The 16,186-nt window shown below is 71.3% G+C and carries 12 protein-coding genes; 4 read left to right on the top strand and 8 right to left on the bottom strand.

What is annotated here, in order from left to right:
* Window positions 1–156 precede the first annotated feature (156 nt).
* Window positions 157–837 carry a hypothetical protein gene (locus ACFQVD_RS23740; protein ID WP_343979026.1) on the top strand — a complete coding sequence of 227 codons (681 nt, stop codon included), beginning with the start codon at window positions 157–159 and terminating at the stop codon, window positions 835–837.
* On the opposite strand, the gene ACFQVD_RS23735 is transcribed toward ACFQVD_RS23740, so the two are convergent.
* From ACFQVD_RS23735 to ACFQVD_RS23700, 8 genes are all read right to left on the bottom strand, one after another.
* A complete protein-coding gene (locus ACFQVD_RS23735; protein WP_343979029.1) occupies window positions 809–1,447 on the bottom strand; it encodes a response regulator transcription factor in 639 nt (212 codons plus the stop codon). The genes ACFQVD_RS23740 and ACFQVD_RS23735 overlap by 29 nt on opposite strands.
* Window positions 1,425–3,494 carry a sensor histidine kinase gene (locus ACFQVD_RS23730; protein ID WP_343979032.1) on the bottom strand — a complete coding sequence of 690 codons (2,070 nt, stop codon included), beginning with the start codon at window positions 3,492–3,494 and terminating at the stop codon, window positions 1,425–1,427. Before ACFQVD_RS23730 ends, ACFQVD_RS23735 begins: the two co-directional genes overlap by 23 nt.
* A gap of 99 nt (window positions 3,495–3,593) precedes the next feature.
* Entirely contained in the window at window positions 3,594–5,105 is a 1,512-nt protein-coding gene (locus ACFQVD_RS23725; RefSeq protein ID WP_343979035.1) for an FAD-binding oxidoreductase, read from the bottom strand.
* Between the two features lie 104 nt (window positions 5,106–5,209).
* Window positions 5,210–6,667 carry an NADH-ubiquinone oxidoreductase-F iron-sulfur binding region domain-containing protein gene (locus ACFQVD_RS23720; RefSeq protein WP_343979038.1) on the bottom strand — a complete coding sequence of 486 codons (1,458 nt, stop codon included), beginning with the start codon at window positions 6,665–6,667 and terminating at the stop codon, window positions 5,210–5,212.
* The gene (locus ACFQVD_RS23715; RefSeq protein ID WP_343979041.1) at window positions 6,664–7,485 is read right to left on the bottom strand and encodes a hypothetical protein; all 822 of its coding nucleotides are present in this window, start codon (window positions 7,483–7,485) and stop codon (window positions 6,664–6,666) included. The genes ACFQVD_RS23720 and ACFQVD_RS23715 overlap by 4 nt, the downstream gene beginning before the upstream one ends.
* A 154-nt stretch (window positions 7,486–7,639) precedes the next feature.
* The gene (locus ACFQVD_RS23710) at window positions 7,640–9,031 is read right to left on the bottom strand and encodes a DUF1996 domain-containing protein (RefSeq protein WP_343979044.1); all 1,392 of its coding nucleotides are present in this window, start codon (window positions 9,029–9,031) and stop codon (window positions 7,640–7,642) included.
* Window positions 9,028–9,702, bottom strand: coding sequence for a DUF4142 domain-containing protein (locus ACFQVD_RS23705; protein WP_343979047.1), 675 nt, complete (start codon window positions 9,700–9,702; stop codon window positions 9,028–9,030). Before ACFQVD_RS23705 ends, ACFQVD_RS23710 begins: the two co-directional genes overlap by 4 nt.
* Before the next feature lie 15 nt (window positions 9,703–9,717).
* Entirely contained in the window at window positions 9,718–9,849 is a 132-nt protein-coding gene (locus ACFQVD_RS23700; protein WP_343979050.1) for a hypothetical protein, read from the bottom strand.
* Between the two features lie 153 nt (window positions 9,850–10,002).
* On the opposite strand from ACFQVD_RS23700, the gene ACFQVD_RS23695 reads away from it, so the two are divergent.
* From ACFQVD_RS23695 to ACFQVD_RS23685, 3 genes are all read left to right on the top strand, one after another.
* The gene (locus tag ACFQVD_RS23695; RefSeq protein ID WP_425580522.1) at window positions 10,003–10,551 is read left to right on the top strand and encodes a sigma-70 family RNA polymerase sigma factor; all 549 of its coding nucleotides are present in this window, start codon (window positions 10,003–10,005) and stop codon (window positions 10,549–10,551) included.
* Window positions 10,551–10,754 carry a zf-HC2 domain-containing protein gene (locus ACFQVD_RS23690; RefSeq protein ID WP_343979053.1) on the top strand — a complete coding sequence of 68 codons (204 nt, stop codon included), beginning with the start codon at window positions 10,551–10,553 and terminating at the stop codon, window positions 10,752–10,754. The genes ACFQVD_RS23695 and ACFQVD_RS23690 overlap by 1 nt, the downstream gene beginning before the upstream one ends.
* 547 nt (window positions 10,755–11,301) lie before the next feature.
* The gene (locus tag ACFQVD_RS23685; protein ID WP_343979057.1) at window positions 11,302–16,182 is read left to right on the top strand and encodes an NAD-glutamate dehydrogenase; all 4,881 of its coding nucleotides are present in this window, start codon (window positions 11,302–11,304) and stop codon (window positions 16,180–16,182) included.
* Window positions 16,183–16,186: the final 4 nt, after the last annotated feature.

Genomic DNA, 16,186 nt, shown 5'->3' with positions numbered 1-16,186 from the left:
CCGCCGTGGCGCGCCCGAGGCGCGCTCCTGGGCTGCGTTTCGAGTGCGTCCCGGGGACGCGGCGGGGTGGTCCCGGGCTCCGGGGACATTTCTCCCGGGAACCGGGGGCATCGGCCCAGGCGGCCTGGGACGGGATCCGGGTTCGCTGTCCAGGTGATGAAAAATCCTGATTCGTTCCGCCGGATCGTCGCCGGAATCGCCCTGCTCGTCTGGCCGCTGCTGGAGTTCCTCGCCTTCCTCACCTCGCCGCCGGGAAAAAGCCACGCCCCCGCGATCTTCCGTGAGAACGCGACGACGGTGCAGGTCAGCGCGCTTCTCTACCTGTGGGCCGCGCTCGCCCTCATCCCGGTGACCTTCGCCCTGGCCCACCTGCTGCGCAGCCGCGCCCCGAGGACGAGCAACGTGGGGGCCGCGATCGGCCTGATCGGCTCCGGGCACGCGCTGACGCTCTTCACCACCGACTTCTACGACCTGGCCCTGGCCCAGACGCTGCCCGACGCGCAGGCGGAGATGGTCACGGCGCGGGCCGGTGAGCTGTGGGGATTCCTGTTCGGCATGCTGCTGCCCGCCTTCCTCGCCCACGTCGGGCTGTTCACCCTGCTCATCGCGCTGGCCGTGGTCAGGATCGCCCCCTGGTGGGTGCCGGTCGCCGCGTTCGCGGGAACGCTGGTCCCCTTCCTGGCCGTCGACCAGGCGCCGGCCGTGCAGGCGACGGGCGCCCTGTTCCACCTGGCCGCGTACGGCTGGATCGCGCTGCGCGTGCTGCGGATGCCGGACGCCGAGTGGGGCGGGAAGGCCGGTGGGGAGGTCACAGCCCCGCTTCCCGCGCGCGCATGATCGCCTGTGCCCGGTCCGCCACCTGGAGCTTGGTGAAGACGGCCGACACGTGATTGCGCACGGTCTTCTGGCTCAGCCCGAGCCTGGCGGCGATCTGCGGGTTCGTCAGATGCTCGGCGACCAGGCCGAGGATCTCCCGCTCCCGTCTGGTCAGCTCGGGCAGCGCCTCCTCCCGCCCCTGCTCGCGCCCCTGCTCGCCGAAATAGCTCACCAGCCGGGTGGCGATGGCCGGGCCGAAGATGGCCTCGCCCTCGGCCACCGCCTGCACGGACCGGACGATCTCCGCCTTCCTGGCGCCCTTGAGAACGTAGCCCTTGGCGCCGGCCCGCATGGCCGCGAACACCGAGTCGTCGTCGTCCGACATGCTGAGCACGACCACCCGGATGTGCGGGTGGTCGTGGGTGAGCCGCTCGGTGGCCGCGACCCCGCCCATCCCCGGCATCGCCAGGTCCATCAGGACCACGTCGGGCTGCGCCCGCCCGACCAGGGCCAGCGCCTGCTCGCCGCTGGCCGCCTCGTCGGCGACCTCGATCCCCTCGGCCGTCGCCAGCAGGGTCCGCAGCCCCGCGCGAAAACCCGGATGGTCGTCAACCAGCAGGACCCGGATCACCGCTGTCTCCTTCCTCGGCCGCCGGCAGCGCGACCCTGACCAGGGTCCCGCCTCCCGGAGGCTCCTCGAACACGCATGATCCGCCCAACTCCACGGCACGCTCCCGCATCGACGCCAGCCCGACCCCCACCCGGCCCGGCCCCGCGGGACCGCCGGGGACGGGCACCTCCTGGCGTATCCCCCGGCCGTCGTCGGAGACCTCCAGCCTCAGGGTGCCGTCCGACACCTCGATCCGCAGCTCGGCGCGGGTCGCTCCGGCGTGCCTGCGCACGTTGGCCAGCGCCTCGGACGCGATCCGGTAGGCGGCGACCTCGGTGGCGGCCGGCAGCGGCGGCAGGTCGTCCGGGGCGCGCAGGGCCACGCGCAGGCCGGACGGCTGCCGGACCGTGTGGGCGCGGAGCGCGCCGAGCAGCCCCAGGGAGTCCAGCGCGGGTGGGCGCAGGCCGTCCACCAGGGTCCGCACGTCGGCCACCGCGGCCTCGGCGTCGGAGACGATCTCGGCCAGCAGCCGCCGCGCGTGCTCGTCCTCGACCAGGTCGTACACGGCCTCGGCACGCATGGTCAGCCCGGCCAGCGTGGGTCCGAGCCCGTCGTGCAGGTCGCGCCTCAGCCTGCGCCTCTCCTCCTCGCGGGCCATCACCAGCCGCTCCCGCGAGCGTCGCAGGTCGGCGGAGAGCCGTACGGCGTGCACGGCCACCGCGATCTGCCTGGCCAGGTCGGCGAGGACGCGCAGGTCACGGGGGCCGAATCCGCTCTCTCCCGGCCGGGGCGACAGGATGAGGTCGCCGGCCCGCTCGCCGTTGTACGTCAGCGGCAGCCGCAGGAGCTCCCCGCCGGGCGTGCCGGACGCGTACCGTGCGCCCTCGGCCGTCTCGACCGCCGCGTACGGCAGGCGCAGTGCCTCGGTGACCGACCGGGCGACCCCCGGCAGCACGGTGCCCGGCTCGGCGGTGCTCTCCAGCCTGCGGCCCAGGCGGGTGAGCACCGCGTACGGGTCGTCACGCTCCCCGTAGGTCAGCAGGTTGACCCAGCCCTGCAGCCGTTCCCGCAGCGGTGCGAAGGCGAGGGCCACGAGCCCGGCGGCCAGGATCGAGATCGGCAGGTCCCCGGCGGGGAAGAGCGCGCCGAGGTAGCCGACCACGACCACGTACCCGCCGGTCACGCACCCGGACAGCAGCGCGTAGACCAGCGTCCGGTTGATCACCAGGTCGATGTCGAAGAGCCGGTGGCGCAGGATCGCGACGCAGATGGCGACCGGCAGGAGGGTCATGCCCGCCCCGCCGGCCAGCTCCCACAGGGTGTTGGTCGCGGGCCAGATGGAGCCGGGGAGGTCGTCGGTCAGCCCGGCCGCCAACCTGGCCGAGACGAGCACCACCTCGATGCCGATCACATAGACCAGCCAGGCGATCTGGCGGCGCTTCCGGCCGCCGCTCCGGAGAGCACGCGCGCTCAGGTCCAGCGCGCCCACGGCGAAAACCACGGCGAACAGGGCGGTCGTCGCCGTCTCCATCACCGGCGCCGTGTCCGCGAGGCCGGCCACTCCAAGCGGGTTGACCACGCCGCTGCCCGCGGTGACCTGACTGCTCTCGCCGGGCCGGAGCGCGCCGGCCACCACGGCCATCGCTCCCACGGCGGTGGCGCCGATCACCAGGCGGCGCGCTCCCGATGAGGACAGTCGCCCGTCGGGGAAGAACAGCGGGATAAGACAGGCCGACAGGTTCGCCGGCACCCAGAGCCAGGTCTGCGGCCAGGCCAGGGCTTCGGCCAGTGGCAGCCCGGGGCGGGTGACGAGGCCGAGGATCGCGTACTGCCCGGAGAACTCCATGAGCGCGAAGCAGAACGCGCTCACCGTCAACAGCCGGCCCACCCCGTGCTCGGGGCGGCGCGAACCGATGAGGCCGCCCGCCAGCGCGCAGGCCGCCACGAACAGCAGGTGGGACAGGACGAGCGGATTCGTCCCGTTGAGGATGGTCAGGACGACGGCGAGCACGGTCAGCACCAGGGTCAGGGCACACCATGACCACGCGATGCGCGCCGCTGCCGCCACTGTGCCTCCCGAGCCGGTCGCCACACCGTATCCGGCCCGGGAGGACGATGTCTCGGGGCGGGACCCGCCGATCAGCCGGTGGTCCGGGCGGTCCCGGGGTCAGATTCCCTGGGGGAGCCGGAACAGGCGGCCCGGGTCGCGGGCGGCCTTGATCTGGGCGAGCCTGGTGGCGTTCGCCCCGTAGTAGGCCGTGCGCCAGCCGCCGAGCTCGGGGTCCGTGTAGTTGACGTAGGCGTGGTCGCCGAAGTGGGGTCGCATCGCCGCGTGCGCGGTCCTGGCCCAGGTGGCCGCTCCGGCGCGGTGGGCGTAGTACTGCACGCTGTAGAGGGCGGTCCGGTGCGGGAAGGCGGTGGCGTCGGGGCGGACCCGGGCGACGGCGCCGCCGAGGGCGTCCAGTAGCACGGTGTGGTTGCCGGGGCGGGCGACCTGGGCGACCAGGGCCCCGGCCCCGGCCTCGGAGAGCGGGCGGTAGGCCATGTGCGACTTGGCGGTGAAGGTGTCCCTGGACAGCCGTCCGCCCCTGGTCTGCCCCGGCAGGGACCCGCCCAGGTGGCACTGGGCGACCGAGAGCGAGCCGCAACCCGCCATGGTCAGCATGGCCTGGCGGTAGGAGGTCTGCCGGACGTAGCTCGACGAGGGCGACCCGGCCGCGTCGGCCAGCCGGTCGAGCAGCCGCTCGCAGTCGGCCCTGCCGCCGAGGTAGAGCCCGACGACCTGCACGTCCGTCCCGCCGTCGCGGCTGAGGTGCATGCCCGACCACAGGGCGTCCGGGGCCGAGGGGCCCCACGCCTGCCAGGCGCGCAGCGCCCTGACCGCCTTCGACCACGGCCAGTGCAGGAAGAACACCGTGACCTCGCGGGCCGGGTGGGTCCGGAACTCGAAGGAGACCGCCACGCCGAGGTTGCCCCCGCCGCCACCCCGTGAGGCCCAGTACAGGTCGGCGTTGCGGTTCGCGTCGCAGGTCAGCAACTGTCCATCGGCCGTGACGAGCTGGACGGACTCCATCACGTCGCAGGTCAGGCCGTACTTCCTGGAGACCACGCCGATACCGCCGCCCAGGGCCAGCCCGCTCACCCCGACCGTGGCGCAGGTCCCGGCGGGGATGCTGACCCCGCTCGCGGCGAGCCTGTCGTAGACGTCGATCAGCTTGGCGCCCGCCCCGACCCTCGCCCGCCCGGCGGCGTGGCTCACCTTGCTCATCCGGGACACGTCCAGGACCAGGCCGGTCCCGGTGGACCAGCCCGCGTAGGAGTGCCCGCCGGACCGCACGGCCAGCGGCACGTTCAGCCGGCGTGCGAAGCCGACGCACTCGGCGACGTCGGAGGGGTTGGCGCAGTAGGCCACGCCCGCGGGCCGCACCGCGTCGAAGGTGGGGTTGAACAGCCGTCGTGCGCTGTCGTACGAGGCGTCGCCAGGCCGGATGACCTTGCCGGCCAGCCCGTCGGCCAGGGCCCGCCAGTCGGCGGGCCGCGGGCCGCTCACGGCGCCCGTGGTATCCCGGCCGGTCATGCCGGCGGTGGCGCCCAGGGCGGGTGCGCCCTGAGCGCCCAGTGCCAGAGCGGCCAGGCCGCCGGTACGAAGGAATGCCCGCCTGTCAGGAGCGGTCCGCATGCGTTCTCCCCGAGGTTCCGTGTCGACTACCCGATAGGACGACCGCACCCATCACCTGGTTGGTCACATTCACATCACCCTTCGCGCGACGGGTCTCGACGGGGTCAGGTCCCCCGCACCACGCGCAGTGCGAGGGCGGGGCACATCTCGACGGCCCTGCGGGCCATCCGCCGGAACTGGGCGGGTACGGTGTCGCGGCCGAACACCGGGTAGCCGTGCTCGTCGAGCCGGACGAGGTCGGGGGCGAGCCGGGCGCACAGGCCGTGGCCCTGGCAGCGGGTCCAGTCCACGGTCAACCTCACCTCGGGCTCGTTCTCCTGCGGGGGAAGGGGGAGCACGCCGTGCACCGGGCGCCCGCAGGTGCCGTGCAGGAGGTGTTCCTCGATGTCGTCGGGGAAGGCGTCCAGCGCCGACAGCACGAACCCGGCCGTACCGTCGGGGTGGAAGCACGCGCCCCTGCCCTTGACGCTCGCCGCCCTGGCGCGCAGTTCGTCCAGGGCGGCGGCGGAGCCGCCCATGAACTCGGCCATCGACCGCGCGACGTCCGGGAGGCCGAGACGGCACGGGCCGCACTGCCCCGACGACTGGTCGGCCAGGTATCGCGCCACCCTGACCGTCTCGCCCAGCGGGCAGGTCTCCCCGCCGAGCGGCACGATGATCCCGGCGCCGAGCCGGCCGCCCGCCTCGGAGATGCCCTGCCGGGAGACGGTCGCCACGGCCGCGGCGTCCGGGTGGAGCCATCCGCCGTGGTAGCCGCCGACCAGCACGCCGTCGCCGGTGGAGGCCTGGCAGGCGTCCAGCACGGCGTAGAGCGGCGTGCCGGTCGCGACCTCGACGACGGCCGGGGCCTTGGCCGAACCTCCCACGGTGAGCAGCACGGTGCCGGGCTCGCGCGCCGTGCCGACGTCGGCGTATCGCTCGGCGCCCAGGGTCGCGAGGACCGCGAGCTGGGCGTAGGTCTCGGCGTTGGACAGCAGGGTGGGCAGCCCGTTCACCCCGCTCTCGACGGCCCTGACCTTGCGGCCCGGCGGCTCTCCGATCTGCCCGTTCACCGACCTGACCAGGGCGCCGCCCTCACCGGAGATGAACCGTTCGACGATGCCGGCCACCCGGACCTGGTCGCCGATGCCCCGCTCCTCGACCGCGGTGGTGACGGAGGTCTGGCCCATGCCGCCCTCGACCGTCGCGATCACGACCTGCTTGGCGCCGATCGCGCCCGCCGCGAGCAGCGCGCCCTCGATGACCAGGTGGGGGGTCCTGGTGAGCAGCATCGTGTCCTTGCTGCTGGCCGGCTCGCCCTCGGCCGCGTTGACCAGGACGATCTTCTCCGGCTTCTTGTCCATCACCGCGCGGACCTTGCGGGCGAAGGGGAAGGCGGCCCCGCCCCGCCCGCGCATGTCCACCTCGTCGGCCAGCGCCGCCAGCTCCTCGCCGGACATGCCGGGCGCCGTGCCGTGCATGTCGCGGTGGGCCGCGAGGTCCATCCTGCGGCAGTCCTCCAGCCCGGCGGTCAGCCGGGCCGGCCCCAGCTGCCGGACCGGGGGAACGCGGTAGGGGATCATCCGACGCCTCCGATGCGGCGAAGCTCCGGTGGGTTCTCGCGCACCTGGCGCGGGATGCGGCCGACGATGCTCGTGGGCGGGGTCAGCTCCGCGGCGGCGGGCACCTCCACGGTCGCCTCCTCGCGCACCGGGACCTGCTCGGGCTGCAGCTCGGAGATCACCCTGATCAGCAGGGCGGCGCCCACCGCGACCAGGCAGATCACGTAGCTCCAGGTCACCCACTCGGCGGGACGGCGGCCCGCGGTCAGCCCGTGCAGGACCGCCAGCGGCCACGCCAGGTAGGCGGAGCCGTGCAGCAGCCGCCAGAGCCACGGCCTGCTGTTCTCCGCGAACCTGGCCCGGGCGACCCCGGTGAGGAAGACGAGGATCATCAGGTCGGAGGCGATGGCGCCGAAACCGACGTACAGCCCCTGGCCGCCGGTGGCCAGCGGGACCACGGCGGAGGCGGGAGAGGTCCTGCTTTCGATGATCTTCATGGTGACGTGGATGCCCAGGAAGCCCATACCGATCATGGCGGTGGCCCGGTGCGCGAACTGGGAGCGGATCCGGCCCAGGACGGGCAGCACGATCCGGTCGGCCGACAGCAGGCCGAGTGCCACGGTCGCGGTGAACGACACGAGGGCGATCACGCCCCCGAAGAACGAGAAGACCCCGCGGACGGTCGCGGCCATCTCCATGCCGGGCGCGGTCCGCCCGAGCATGAGCAGGCCGACCACGGAGACCGTGATCGTGGCACCGAGACCGATCCTGGCGGGTCTTCGGTCGAGACTCGTCCCGGCCTCCGAGCGGGTGTGTCGCGGAGTCCGTCTGTTACCCACCTGTTGCTCCTGTCTGCGAAGCGGCTCGACGACGTCTGCGTGCGAGGGGGATGGACTCGGGTACTGCGAGATGCCGCTCCCCGGCCTCCGCGGGGGGTGGAAGAGGCGCGGAGACGGGGAGCGGCGGCTCCGGGGGACGCCCTCAGCGGCGACGTCAGCAGCGACGCCCTCGGTTGATGCAGTCGACGGCGAACCTCATGAGCCGGTCGGGCATCACGTTCGCGAAGTCGGCGTGGTCGGTGACGGGGTTGTGACGCTGCTCGGGGAAGGCGTCCAGCGCGAAGGAGGCCGTGCGCGGGGTGGAGTAGACCAGGGTCATCCGCAGCTGCGGGATCGGCCTGGTACCGGACGGGCAGGCGCCGCCCGCGTCGGGGAACAGCACGTGCGTGCGGTGGTTGGCGCTGTCGGTGTTCTGGCCGTCCCAGCAACTGGGGAAGTCCAGGATCCGCACGAGCAGGCTGCCCCGGGGGCAGAGCGGGTACTTGGTGGTGATCCGGTTGGTGAACCCGGTGCAGGTCCACTTGGCCAGGGCGTTCGCACCGCCGTTCGTGGCGGCCTTGGCGTCACCGGTGATCATCCTGATGAAGCGCGGCATGGCGGTCACCCTGGCCACCGGGTTGCCGCGGAACTGCAGGCTCACCTGGCGGGCCCGCAGGATGGTGCCGACGTTGCCGTCCGGGTCCTGGGCGTTGGCGTCGGACGTGCGGTCGCGCAGGACCGGCCAGAAGTAGGTCGAGCGGTCGCCGAGCGCGCACGTGGTGCCCGCCGCGGCCAGGGACTGGTCGGTGCTGAAGGCGTCGGTCGACAGGTTCCCGACGTAGTCGTGGATGTGGTGGGCGCCGTTGCTCACCCCCGGGGCCACGATGAAGTTGTCCGGGTTGCGGTGGCCGTTCTCGTTCCTGCCGCACCGGGAGGTGAAGGTGCCGCCCGAGCCGCCGCGCCGTGTCCTGACGTCCTGGAAGTTCCGCTGGACCTGCCGGATGTCTATGAAGTCCTCGGAGAACGGCCCGAGGTCGGCGCACTCCTGCTCGTCCTGCGGGGGAGCGGGCGTCTGGCCGGGGGGAGCGTCCGTGGGCGTGTCGGCCGGCGGGGCATCGGTGGGCGCCTGAGTGGGCGCCTGACTGGGGGCCTGCGTGGGCTGCCTGCGGCGGAAGGAGTCGGTGCTGTTCTGGGCGGCCTGCTGGTCGGCGGACTCCTCGGGGGCGGTCGGCGGCTGTGTGGGAGCCGCCTGGACGAGGCTTCCGGCCGCGGGGGGCGCGTCGGCGGCCTGGTCCTGGGCGGCCTGGTCCTGGGCGGGCGGGTTCTGCGCCGGCTGGTCTTGCGCGGGCTGGTCCTGGGCGGGCTGGTCCTGTGCCGGAGGACTCTCGGCAGGGGCGTCCGTCGGGGGCTCCTGGTTCTGCCGCTGGTTCTGGCCCTGTTCGGCGGGGTCGCAGTGGTCGGCGTAGGCGGGGGCCGGGCGCGCCACCGTGAACGTGACGGTGGTGAGCGTGCCGGTGGCGAGCGCCAGCGCCGACAGAGAGACGAGCGGGCGTTTCATGTGTTTCATGCGTGTTCTCTCCTCACAGGTGTGTCGAGAGCGGCTGTGACGGGCGGCGGCGAGGGGGCGGGAGGCTCCGGCAGGGTCGAGTAGTCGACCAGCCCCGTGCTCTCCAGCAGGGTCATGTGCTTCATGACCACCTCCACCGCCCGCTGGGCGAATGGCCGGACCAGGTCGTTGCGGGTGCCCGCGCGCACCGCGGCGACCACCGTGAAGACCTTGCCGTGGGCCTGCCGCAGCAGCCGGGTGAACAGCAGGTCGTACTCGGCGCCGGCGTTCACCGCCGCCAGTTGCGCCATCCAGGACTGCTGGTCGGTGTTGGGCCGGCTGGGCAGCGGCACGTTCAGCTTGGCGGCGAGGGCGCGGACCTCCTCGTCGAGCTTGAGGTGGTCGGTCATCAGGTGCATGCCGACCTCCTTCACCCGCTTGCTCGCGGCCCGCTGCTGGGCCTGCTGGCCGCTGGGGATCTCCCAGAGCCCGGCCAGACGGACCTTGACCAGCAGATCGCGGTCGGCCGGCCCCAGGGGCCCCTGCGGGGTCTGGGTCCAGCCCTCGGTGGCCAGGGACACGGTGCCGCCGGGTGGGGTGATCAGGACGACCGCCACCGCGGCGACCGCGATGAAGACCACGAACAGCAGGGGTTCGCCGTTCTTGAAGCGGCGGAACAGTGATCTGGACATGGCCCGGTTCCGCTCTCAGATACCGGCCTTCGACAGGGGCCTCTCGGCGTCCGGTGCGACGGCGAACGTGCCGCCCGGCCCGAGGGGGACCGGGTGCGCCGGGAGGAGGGCGGTTCCGACCGGCCACGGGATGTGCCGCACTGCCATGTCGTTTCCTTTCCCCGAGGCCCGCCGGTGCGGGCGCACTTGGTGGGAGGTACGCGGTGCCGCCCGGGGTGGTTCACAGGAAGTGAGCGGATAGTCAGAAATGACTGGAGTTGTAGGAGTTGCAGACGTGACTGATAACGAAGGTGTAAAGATGTGCCCGTGCGTCGTCAACTCGACAGTCGGTTCGAGAGCACGGACACCGATGTCGTCCTGGTAGAGGACCTGTATCGGGAGTTCGGTGTCCCCTTGCTCCGTCATGTGCGCAAAGCCACCGGCAACGACCTGCAATGGGCGGAGGACGTCGTCCAGGAGACGCTCGTCCGAGCCTGGCGCAACGCAGGGAGGTTGCAACGAGAGCCGGGTCTGCTGTGGGCCTGGCTCCTCACTGTCGCCCGCCGTATCGTCATCGACGGTCGTCGCAGGCGAGGGACCAGACCACAGGAGGTCGAACCCGCCGACGCGAACGCCGTGCCGGTTCCCGACGGAGCCGATCGCGCGCTGGAGGCGATGATCGTCGCCGAGGCGTTGCGAGAACTGTCCCCAGAACACCGCGAAGTCATCGAGCAGACTTACCTACGGGATCGTACGATTAACGAGGCGGCGGAGATCCTCGGGATACCGCCGGGTACGGTCAAGTCCCGGCTCTACTACGGGATCCGGGCTCTCCGAAAGGTCCTGAAGGAGAGAGGTGTCGCGAGCTGATGTTCCCCTCCCCGCATCATGACGTGGCGGCGTACGCCCTCGGGGTGCTCGACGAAGAGGACCATGAGGCGTTCCAACGTCACCTCATGACGTGCGAGGAGTGCCAGATCGAGCTCCGGGAACTGAGCGAGGTTCCCGGATTTCTCGATGGGCTCCGGCGGGACCGCTCCAACTCCATGGACGACGGCCGAATGTCACATTGACGTTTGGCCGGTTTTCGGGTGATATCAGTAACGGTGGTGTGCCCCGGTCAACGAGGATCGGGGAAAGGGCCACTGGAGGTGTCGTGCCACGGGCCAAGCCCGATGGGCGGAGTGCGGGCCGGACGGCCCCGCCCGCCGGGCGAGGTGCAGGGAGCGAGACCCGACTCGCCCGGCTGCGCCGTAGCCTCGCCGAGGCGACCCTGTGGAATGATTGCCCTACCGCCATCTCCCGGGGAGAGTCCGTCGTCTCCGACTCGGAGACCTTTCGTTCTCCGCGGGCGACGGTGAGAGATCTCGGCTCACATGACGAGCCGAGGCGACTGGCCGGAACCCCACCCACCCGTGACGAGACGGCCACCATGTGGCGGGCGTTCCGCGCCCCGGTTCTCCGAACGAGGAGCGTGACCGGGAACGGGCGGCCCGAAGAGGGCGCCGAGCACCGGAACTCGGGTGTGGAGACATCACTTTCTCCCTGGCGGGAATCATGAGTTTCAACATGATTCCTCATCAAAATGTGCAAAATCCCTCACAAAGGAGTGAGAGCGACATGCCGCTCGACGAGGCCAAGGACGAGCTGCTGAGGAGTGCCGCCGAGACGTGCGCGCACACACCTGGCAGCGACCATGTGAGCGTGGAGGAGGCGCTCGCCTTTCTGCGGCTCTACTACCGGCATGTCGCCCCGGAGGACCTGCTGAGCCGGAACCCGGTCGATCTGTACGGCCCGGCCATCGCCCAGCGGCAGCTCGCCAGGGAGCGCCCCCAGGGCCGAGCCCTGGTCCGGGCCTACACGCCGAGCCTGGAGGAGCACGGCTGGGACCCCGGGTTCTCCATTGTGGAGATCGTCACCGATGACATGCCCTTCCTCGTCGACTCGGTGACGATGGAGCTCGACCGCCACGACATCGGTACCCACCTGGTCATCCACCCGCAGATGCGGGTGCGCAGGGACATGACCGGCAAGCTGCTCGGCCGCGGCCAGGAGGACGTCACCGGGCAGATGCTCGCCGAGTCCTGGATGCACTTCGAGATCGACAGGCAGACCGACCTCGCCGTGCTCAGGTCGATAGAGGCCGAGCTGCAGCGCGTCCTGGAGGATGTGCGCGGCGCCGTCGAGGACTTCGTCAAGATGCGCGCGCTCGCGCTGCGGACCGCCGAGGACATCTCGGCCAACCCGCCGCCCCTCGACCCCGCCGAGGTGGAGGACAGCCTGGAGCTGATGCGCTGGCTGGCCGACGGGCACTTCACCTTCCTGGGCTACCGCGAATACCGCCTGGAGGAGGGCGAGAAGGGCGACAGGCTGCACCCGATGCCCGGGGCCGGGCTGGGCATCCTGCGCAGCGACCGTGCCGACTCCGGTAGCTTCGCCGCGCTCCCTCGCGAGTTGCGCGCCAAGGCCCGCGAGAAACAGCAGATGCTGATCATCACCAAGGCCAACACCCGCGCCACGGTCCACCGGCCCGCCTACCTCGACTACGTGGGCGTCAAGCTCTTCGACGCCTCGGGCGAGGTCGTCGGTGAGCGGCGCTTCCTCGGCCTCTTCACCCACGTGGCCTACAGCGAGTCGATCTCGCGCGTCCCGGTGCTCCGGCGCAAGCTGGCCGAGGTGATCGTGCTCGCCGGCCTGACCGCGGACAGCCACGACGGCAAGGACCTCATCGAGATCCTGGAGACCTTCCCCAGGGACGAGCTCTTCCAGACCTCGGTGGAGCAGCTGCTGCCGATCGCGCTCGGTGTGCTCAGGCTCCGCGAGCGCAAGCAGGTCAAGGTCTTTCTCCGCCCCGACGACTACGGTCGCTACGTCTCGTGCATGATCTACCTTCCGCGCGACCGCTACACCACCAAGATCCGCGTCAAGATGCAGGACATCCTGCTCAGGGCGCTCGGCGGCACCTCCTTCGACTACAGCGCGATGATCGGCGAGTCGGCCCTCGCCCGGCTGCACGTGGTCGTGCGCGGCGAGCGCGGCAGGCCGCTGCACGCCGACGCGGTGAACGTCGAGGAGCTGGAGGCGAGGCTGGCCGCCGCCACCAGGTCCTGGGAGGACGACCTGGCCACCGCGATCACCGAGCTGAGTCCCGAGGACGAGGCCCCCGGACTCGTCCGCCGCTACGCCTCGGCGTTCCCCGAGGGGTACAAGGCCGACTTCCCCGCCCGGATGGCGGTCGCCGACCTGCGCCGCCTGGAGGCGCTGGCCAACTCCTCCGACGAGATCGGGATGAACCTCTACGAGCCCTACGACGCCGCGGAGGGAGAGCGTCGCTTCAAGCTCTACCGCCTCGGCGCGCCCGTCTCCCTGTCGAGGGTGCTGCCGCTGCTCCAGCGGATGGGCGTGGAGGTGGTCGACGAGCGGCCGTACGAGATCGACCGGGACAACGACCCGGCGACCAAGGACGCCTGGATCTACGATTTCGGCCTGCGCTACACGCCCTCGCCCGAGGTGGACAGGGACGAGTTCAAGCGGCTCTTCCAGGACGCGTTCGGCGCCCTGTGGGCCGGGCGGGTGGAGAGCGACGGGTTCAACGGGCTGGTCCTGACCGCCGGCCTGACCTGGGAGCAGGCCGAGATCCTGCGGGTCTACGCCAGGTACCTGCGCCAGGCGGGTACCACGTTCAGCCAGCAGTACATCGAGCGGGTGCTGATGGGCAACGTGCGGCTCGCGCGGTTGCTGGTGCGCCTGTTCGAGGCCAGGCTCAACCCCCGGCGCCCGGTGGAGGTCCGCGCGGACCTGGCCGCCGCGCTGCACGAGGAGATCCTCGCGGCCCTGGACGACGTGGCCTCCCTGGACGAGGACCGGATCCTGCGGGCCTACCTGGAGATGATCGGGGCCACCCTGCGGACCAACTACTTCCAGCAGGTCGACGGCGAGCGCAAGCCGTACGTCAGCCTGAAGCTGGACTCGCCGTCGATCAGCGTGCTGCCGCTGCCCCGGCCGAAGTTCGAGGTGTTCGTCTACTCGCCCCGGGTCGAGGGTGTTCACCTGAGGTTCGGCAAGGTCGCGCGGGGTGGGCTGCGCTGGTCGGACCGGATGGAGGACTTCCGCACCGAAGTGCTCGGGCTGGTAAAGGCGCAGATGGTGAAAAACACCGTCATCGTTCCCACCGGCTCCAAGGGTGGCTTTGTCGTCAAAAATCCGCCGAAGTCGGGGTCGCGGGAGGAGACCCTGAACGAGGGCATCGCCTGCTACCGGATGTTCATCTCCGGCCTGCTCGACCTCACGGACAACCTCGTCGACGGTCAGGTCGTCCCGCCCGTCGACGTGGTCAGGCACGACGAGGACGACACCTACCTGGTGGTCGCCGCCGACAAGGGCACCGCGACGTTCTCCGACATCGCCAACGCCGTGTCCAAGGAGTACGGCTTCTGGCTGGGCGACGCCTTCGCCTCCGGCGGCTCGATCGGCTACGACCACAAGGCCATGGGCATCACCGCCCGAGGCGCCTGGGAGTCGGTCAAGTACCACTTCCGCACGATCGGTGTCGACGTCCAGAACACCGACTTCACCGTGGCCGGAATCGGCGACATGTCCGGCGACGTGTTCGGCAACGGCATGCTGCTCTCCCAGCACATCCGGCTGGTCGCGGCGTTCGACCACCGGCACGTCTTCGTCGACCCCCACCCGGACGTCGCCCGGAGCTACGCCGAGCGTGCCCGGCTGTTCGCGCTGCCCCGCAGCTCATGGGCCGACTACGACGACTCGCTCATCTCCACCGGAGGCGGCGTCTGGCCCCGTACGGCAAAGTCGATCCCGATCTCCGCGCAGATGCGCGCCGTGCTCGGCCTCGACGACGACGTGACGTCGCTGGCCCCGGCCGACCTGATCAGCGCCATCCTGCGGGCCCCGGTCGACCTGCTGTGGAACGGCGGCATCGGCACCTACGTCAGGGCGTCGAGCGAGTCCAACGCCGACGTCGGCGACAAGGCCAACGACGGCCTGCGGGTCACCGCCGCCGAGCTGCGCTGCAGGGTGATCGGCGAGGGCGGCAACCTGGGCTTCACCCAGCTCGCCCGGATAGAGTTCGCGCTCAACGGCGGGCTGATCAACACCGACTTCATCGACAACTCCGCAGGTGTGGACACCTCCGACCACGAGGTCAACATCAAGATCCTTCTGGACCGGGCGATCCGGGAGGGGGAACTCACCGACAAGCGGCGCAACCAGCTCTTCCTGGACATGACCAACGAGGTGGCCCAGCTGGTCCTGCGTGACAACTACGACCAGAACGTGGTGCTGGCCGCCGCCCGCGAGCAGGCGACCGACATGCTGCACATCCACTCGCGCCAGCTGCGCAAGCTGGAGCGGGCCGGCCTGCTCAACCGGGAGCTGGAGTTCCTGCCGTCGGACAAGACGCTCGCCGAGCGCCGCCAGGCCGGGATCGGGCTCACCGCGCCGGAGTTCTCGGTGCTGCTGGCCTACACCAAGCTGGTGACCGACGCCGAGATCCTCGCCTCCGACCTGCCGGACGACCCCTACCTGACGTCCTGGCTGGTGTCCTACTTCCCCTCGGCGCTGCGCGACGGGGAGGTCCGCGCCTACATGGACACCCACCCGCTCCGGAGGGAGATCATCACCACCGGTGTGGTGAACGACCTGGTCAACTCCAGCGGGACCACCTTCATGTTCCGCCTCGGTGAGGAGAGCGGCGCGTCCACTCCCGACATCGCCCGCGCCTACCTGGTGACGCGCGAGGTCTTCGACCTGCCCACCCTCTGGCGCCAGATCGAGGAACTGGACAACAAGGTCGACACCTCCGCCCAGATCGCCATGGAGCTGGAGGCCCGCAAGCTCGTCGAACGGGGCACCAGGTGGCTGCTGGGCAACCGGCGTCCGCCGCTGGACCTGGCCTCCACGGTCGACTTCTTCGCCAAGGGCATGAACGGCCTGCTGCCGCACCTGCCCAAGCTGCTGACCGGGGCCGACCTGGCCGCGTTCGAGGAGCGGCGCGACGGTTTCGTCTTCCGGGGCGTCCCCGCCGAGCTGGCCGAGCGCGTCGCCGCGATGGTGCCCGCCTACTCCACGTTCGACCTGGTCGAGGTGGCCGCACGCACCGACAGGCCGGTGCACGACGTCGCCGAGGTCTACTTCGACCTCGCCGACCGGCTTCAGCTCTCCAGGCTGCGCGAGCGCGTCATCGCGCTGCCCAGGGACAGCCGCTGGAACTCCATGGCGCGGGCCGCGCTCCGCGACGACCTCTACGCCGCGCACGCGACGCTCACCCACAACGTCCTGGTGCACAGCGCGCCGGGGCTGTCGCCCGAGGAGCGCCTGGCGCGCTGGGCCGAGGCCAACTCGGCCGCGGTCTCGCGGGCGAAGCAGACCCTGTCGGAGATCTGGGAGAGCGACAACTTCGACCTCGCGACCCTGTCGGTGGCGCTGCGCGCGATCCGCACGCTGGCGGCCACCGTCAACCTCCCGCACGCCGAGGCGTGAGCCG

The sequence above is a fragment of the Streptosporangium amethystogenes subsp. fukuiense genome, assembly GCF_042665875.1.
GTDB lineage: Bacteria > Actinomycetota > Actinomycetes > Streptosporangiales > Streptosporangiaceae > Streptosporangium > Streptosporangium fukuiense.
The sequence above is the reverse complement of the archived record's forward strand: the minus strand, read 5'-3'. Positions and strand labels throughout refer to the sequence as shown.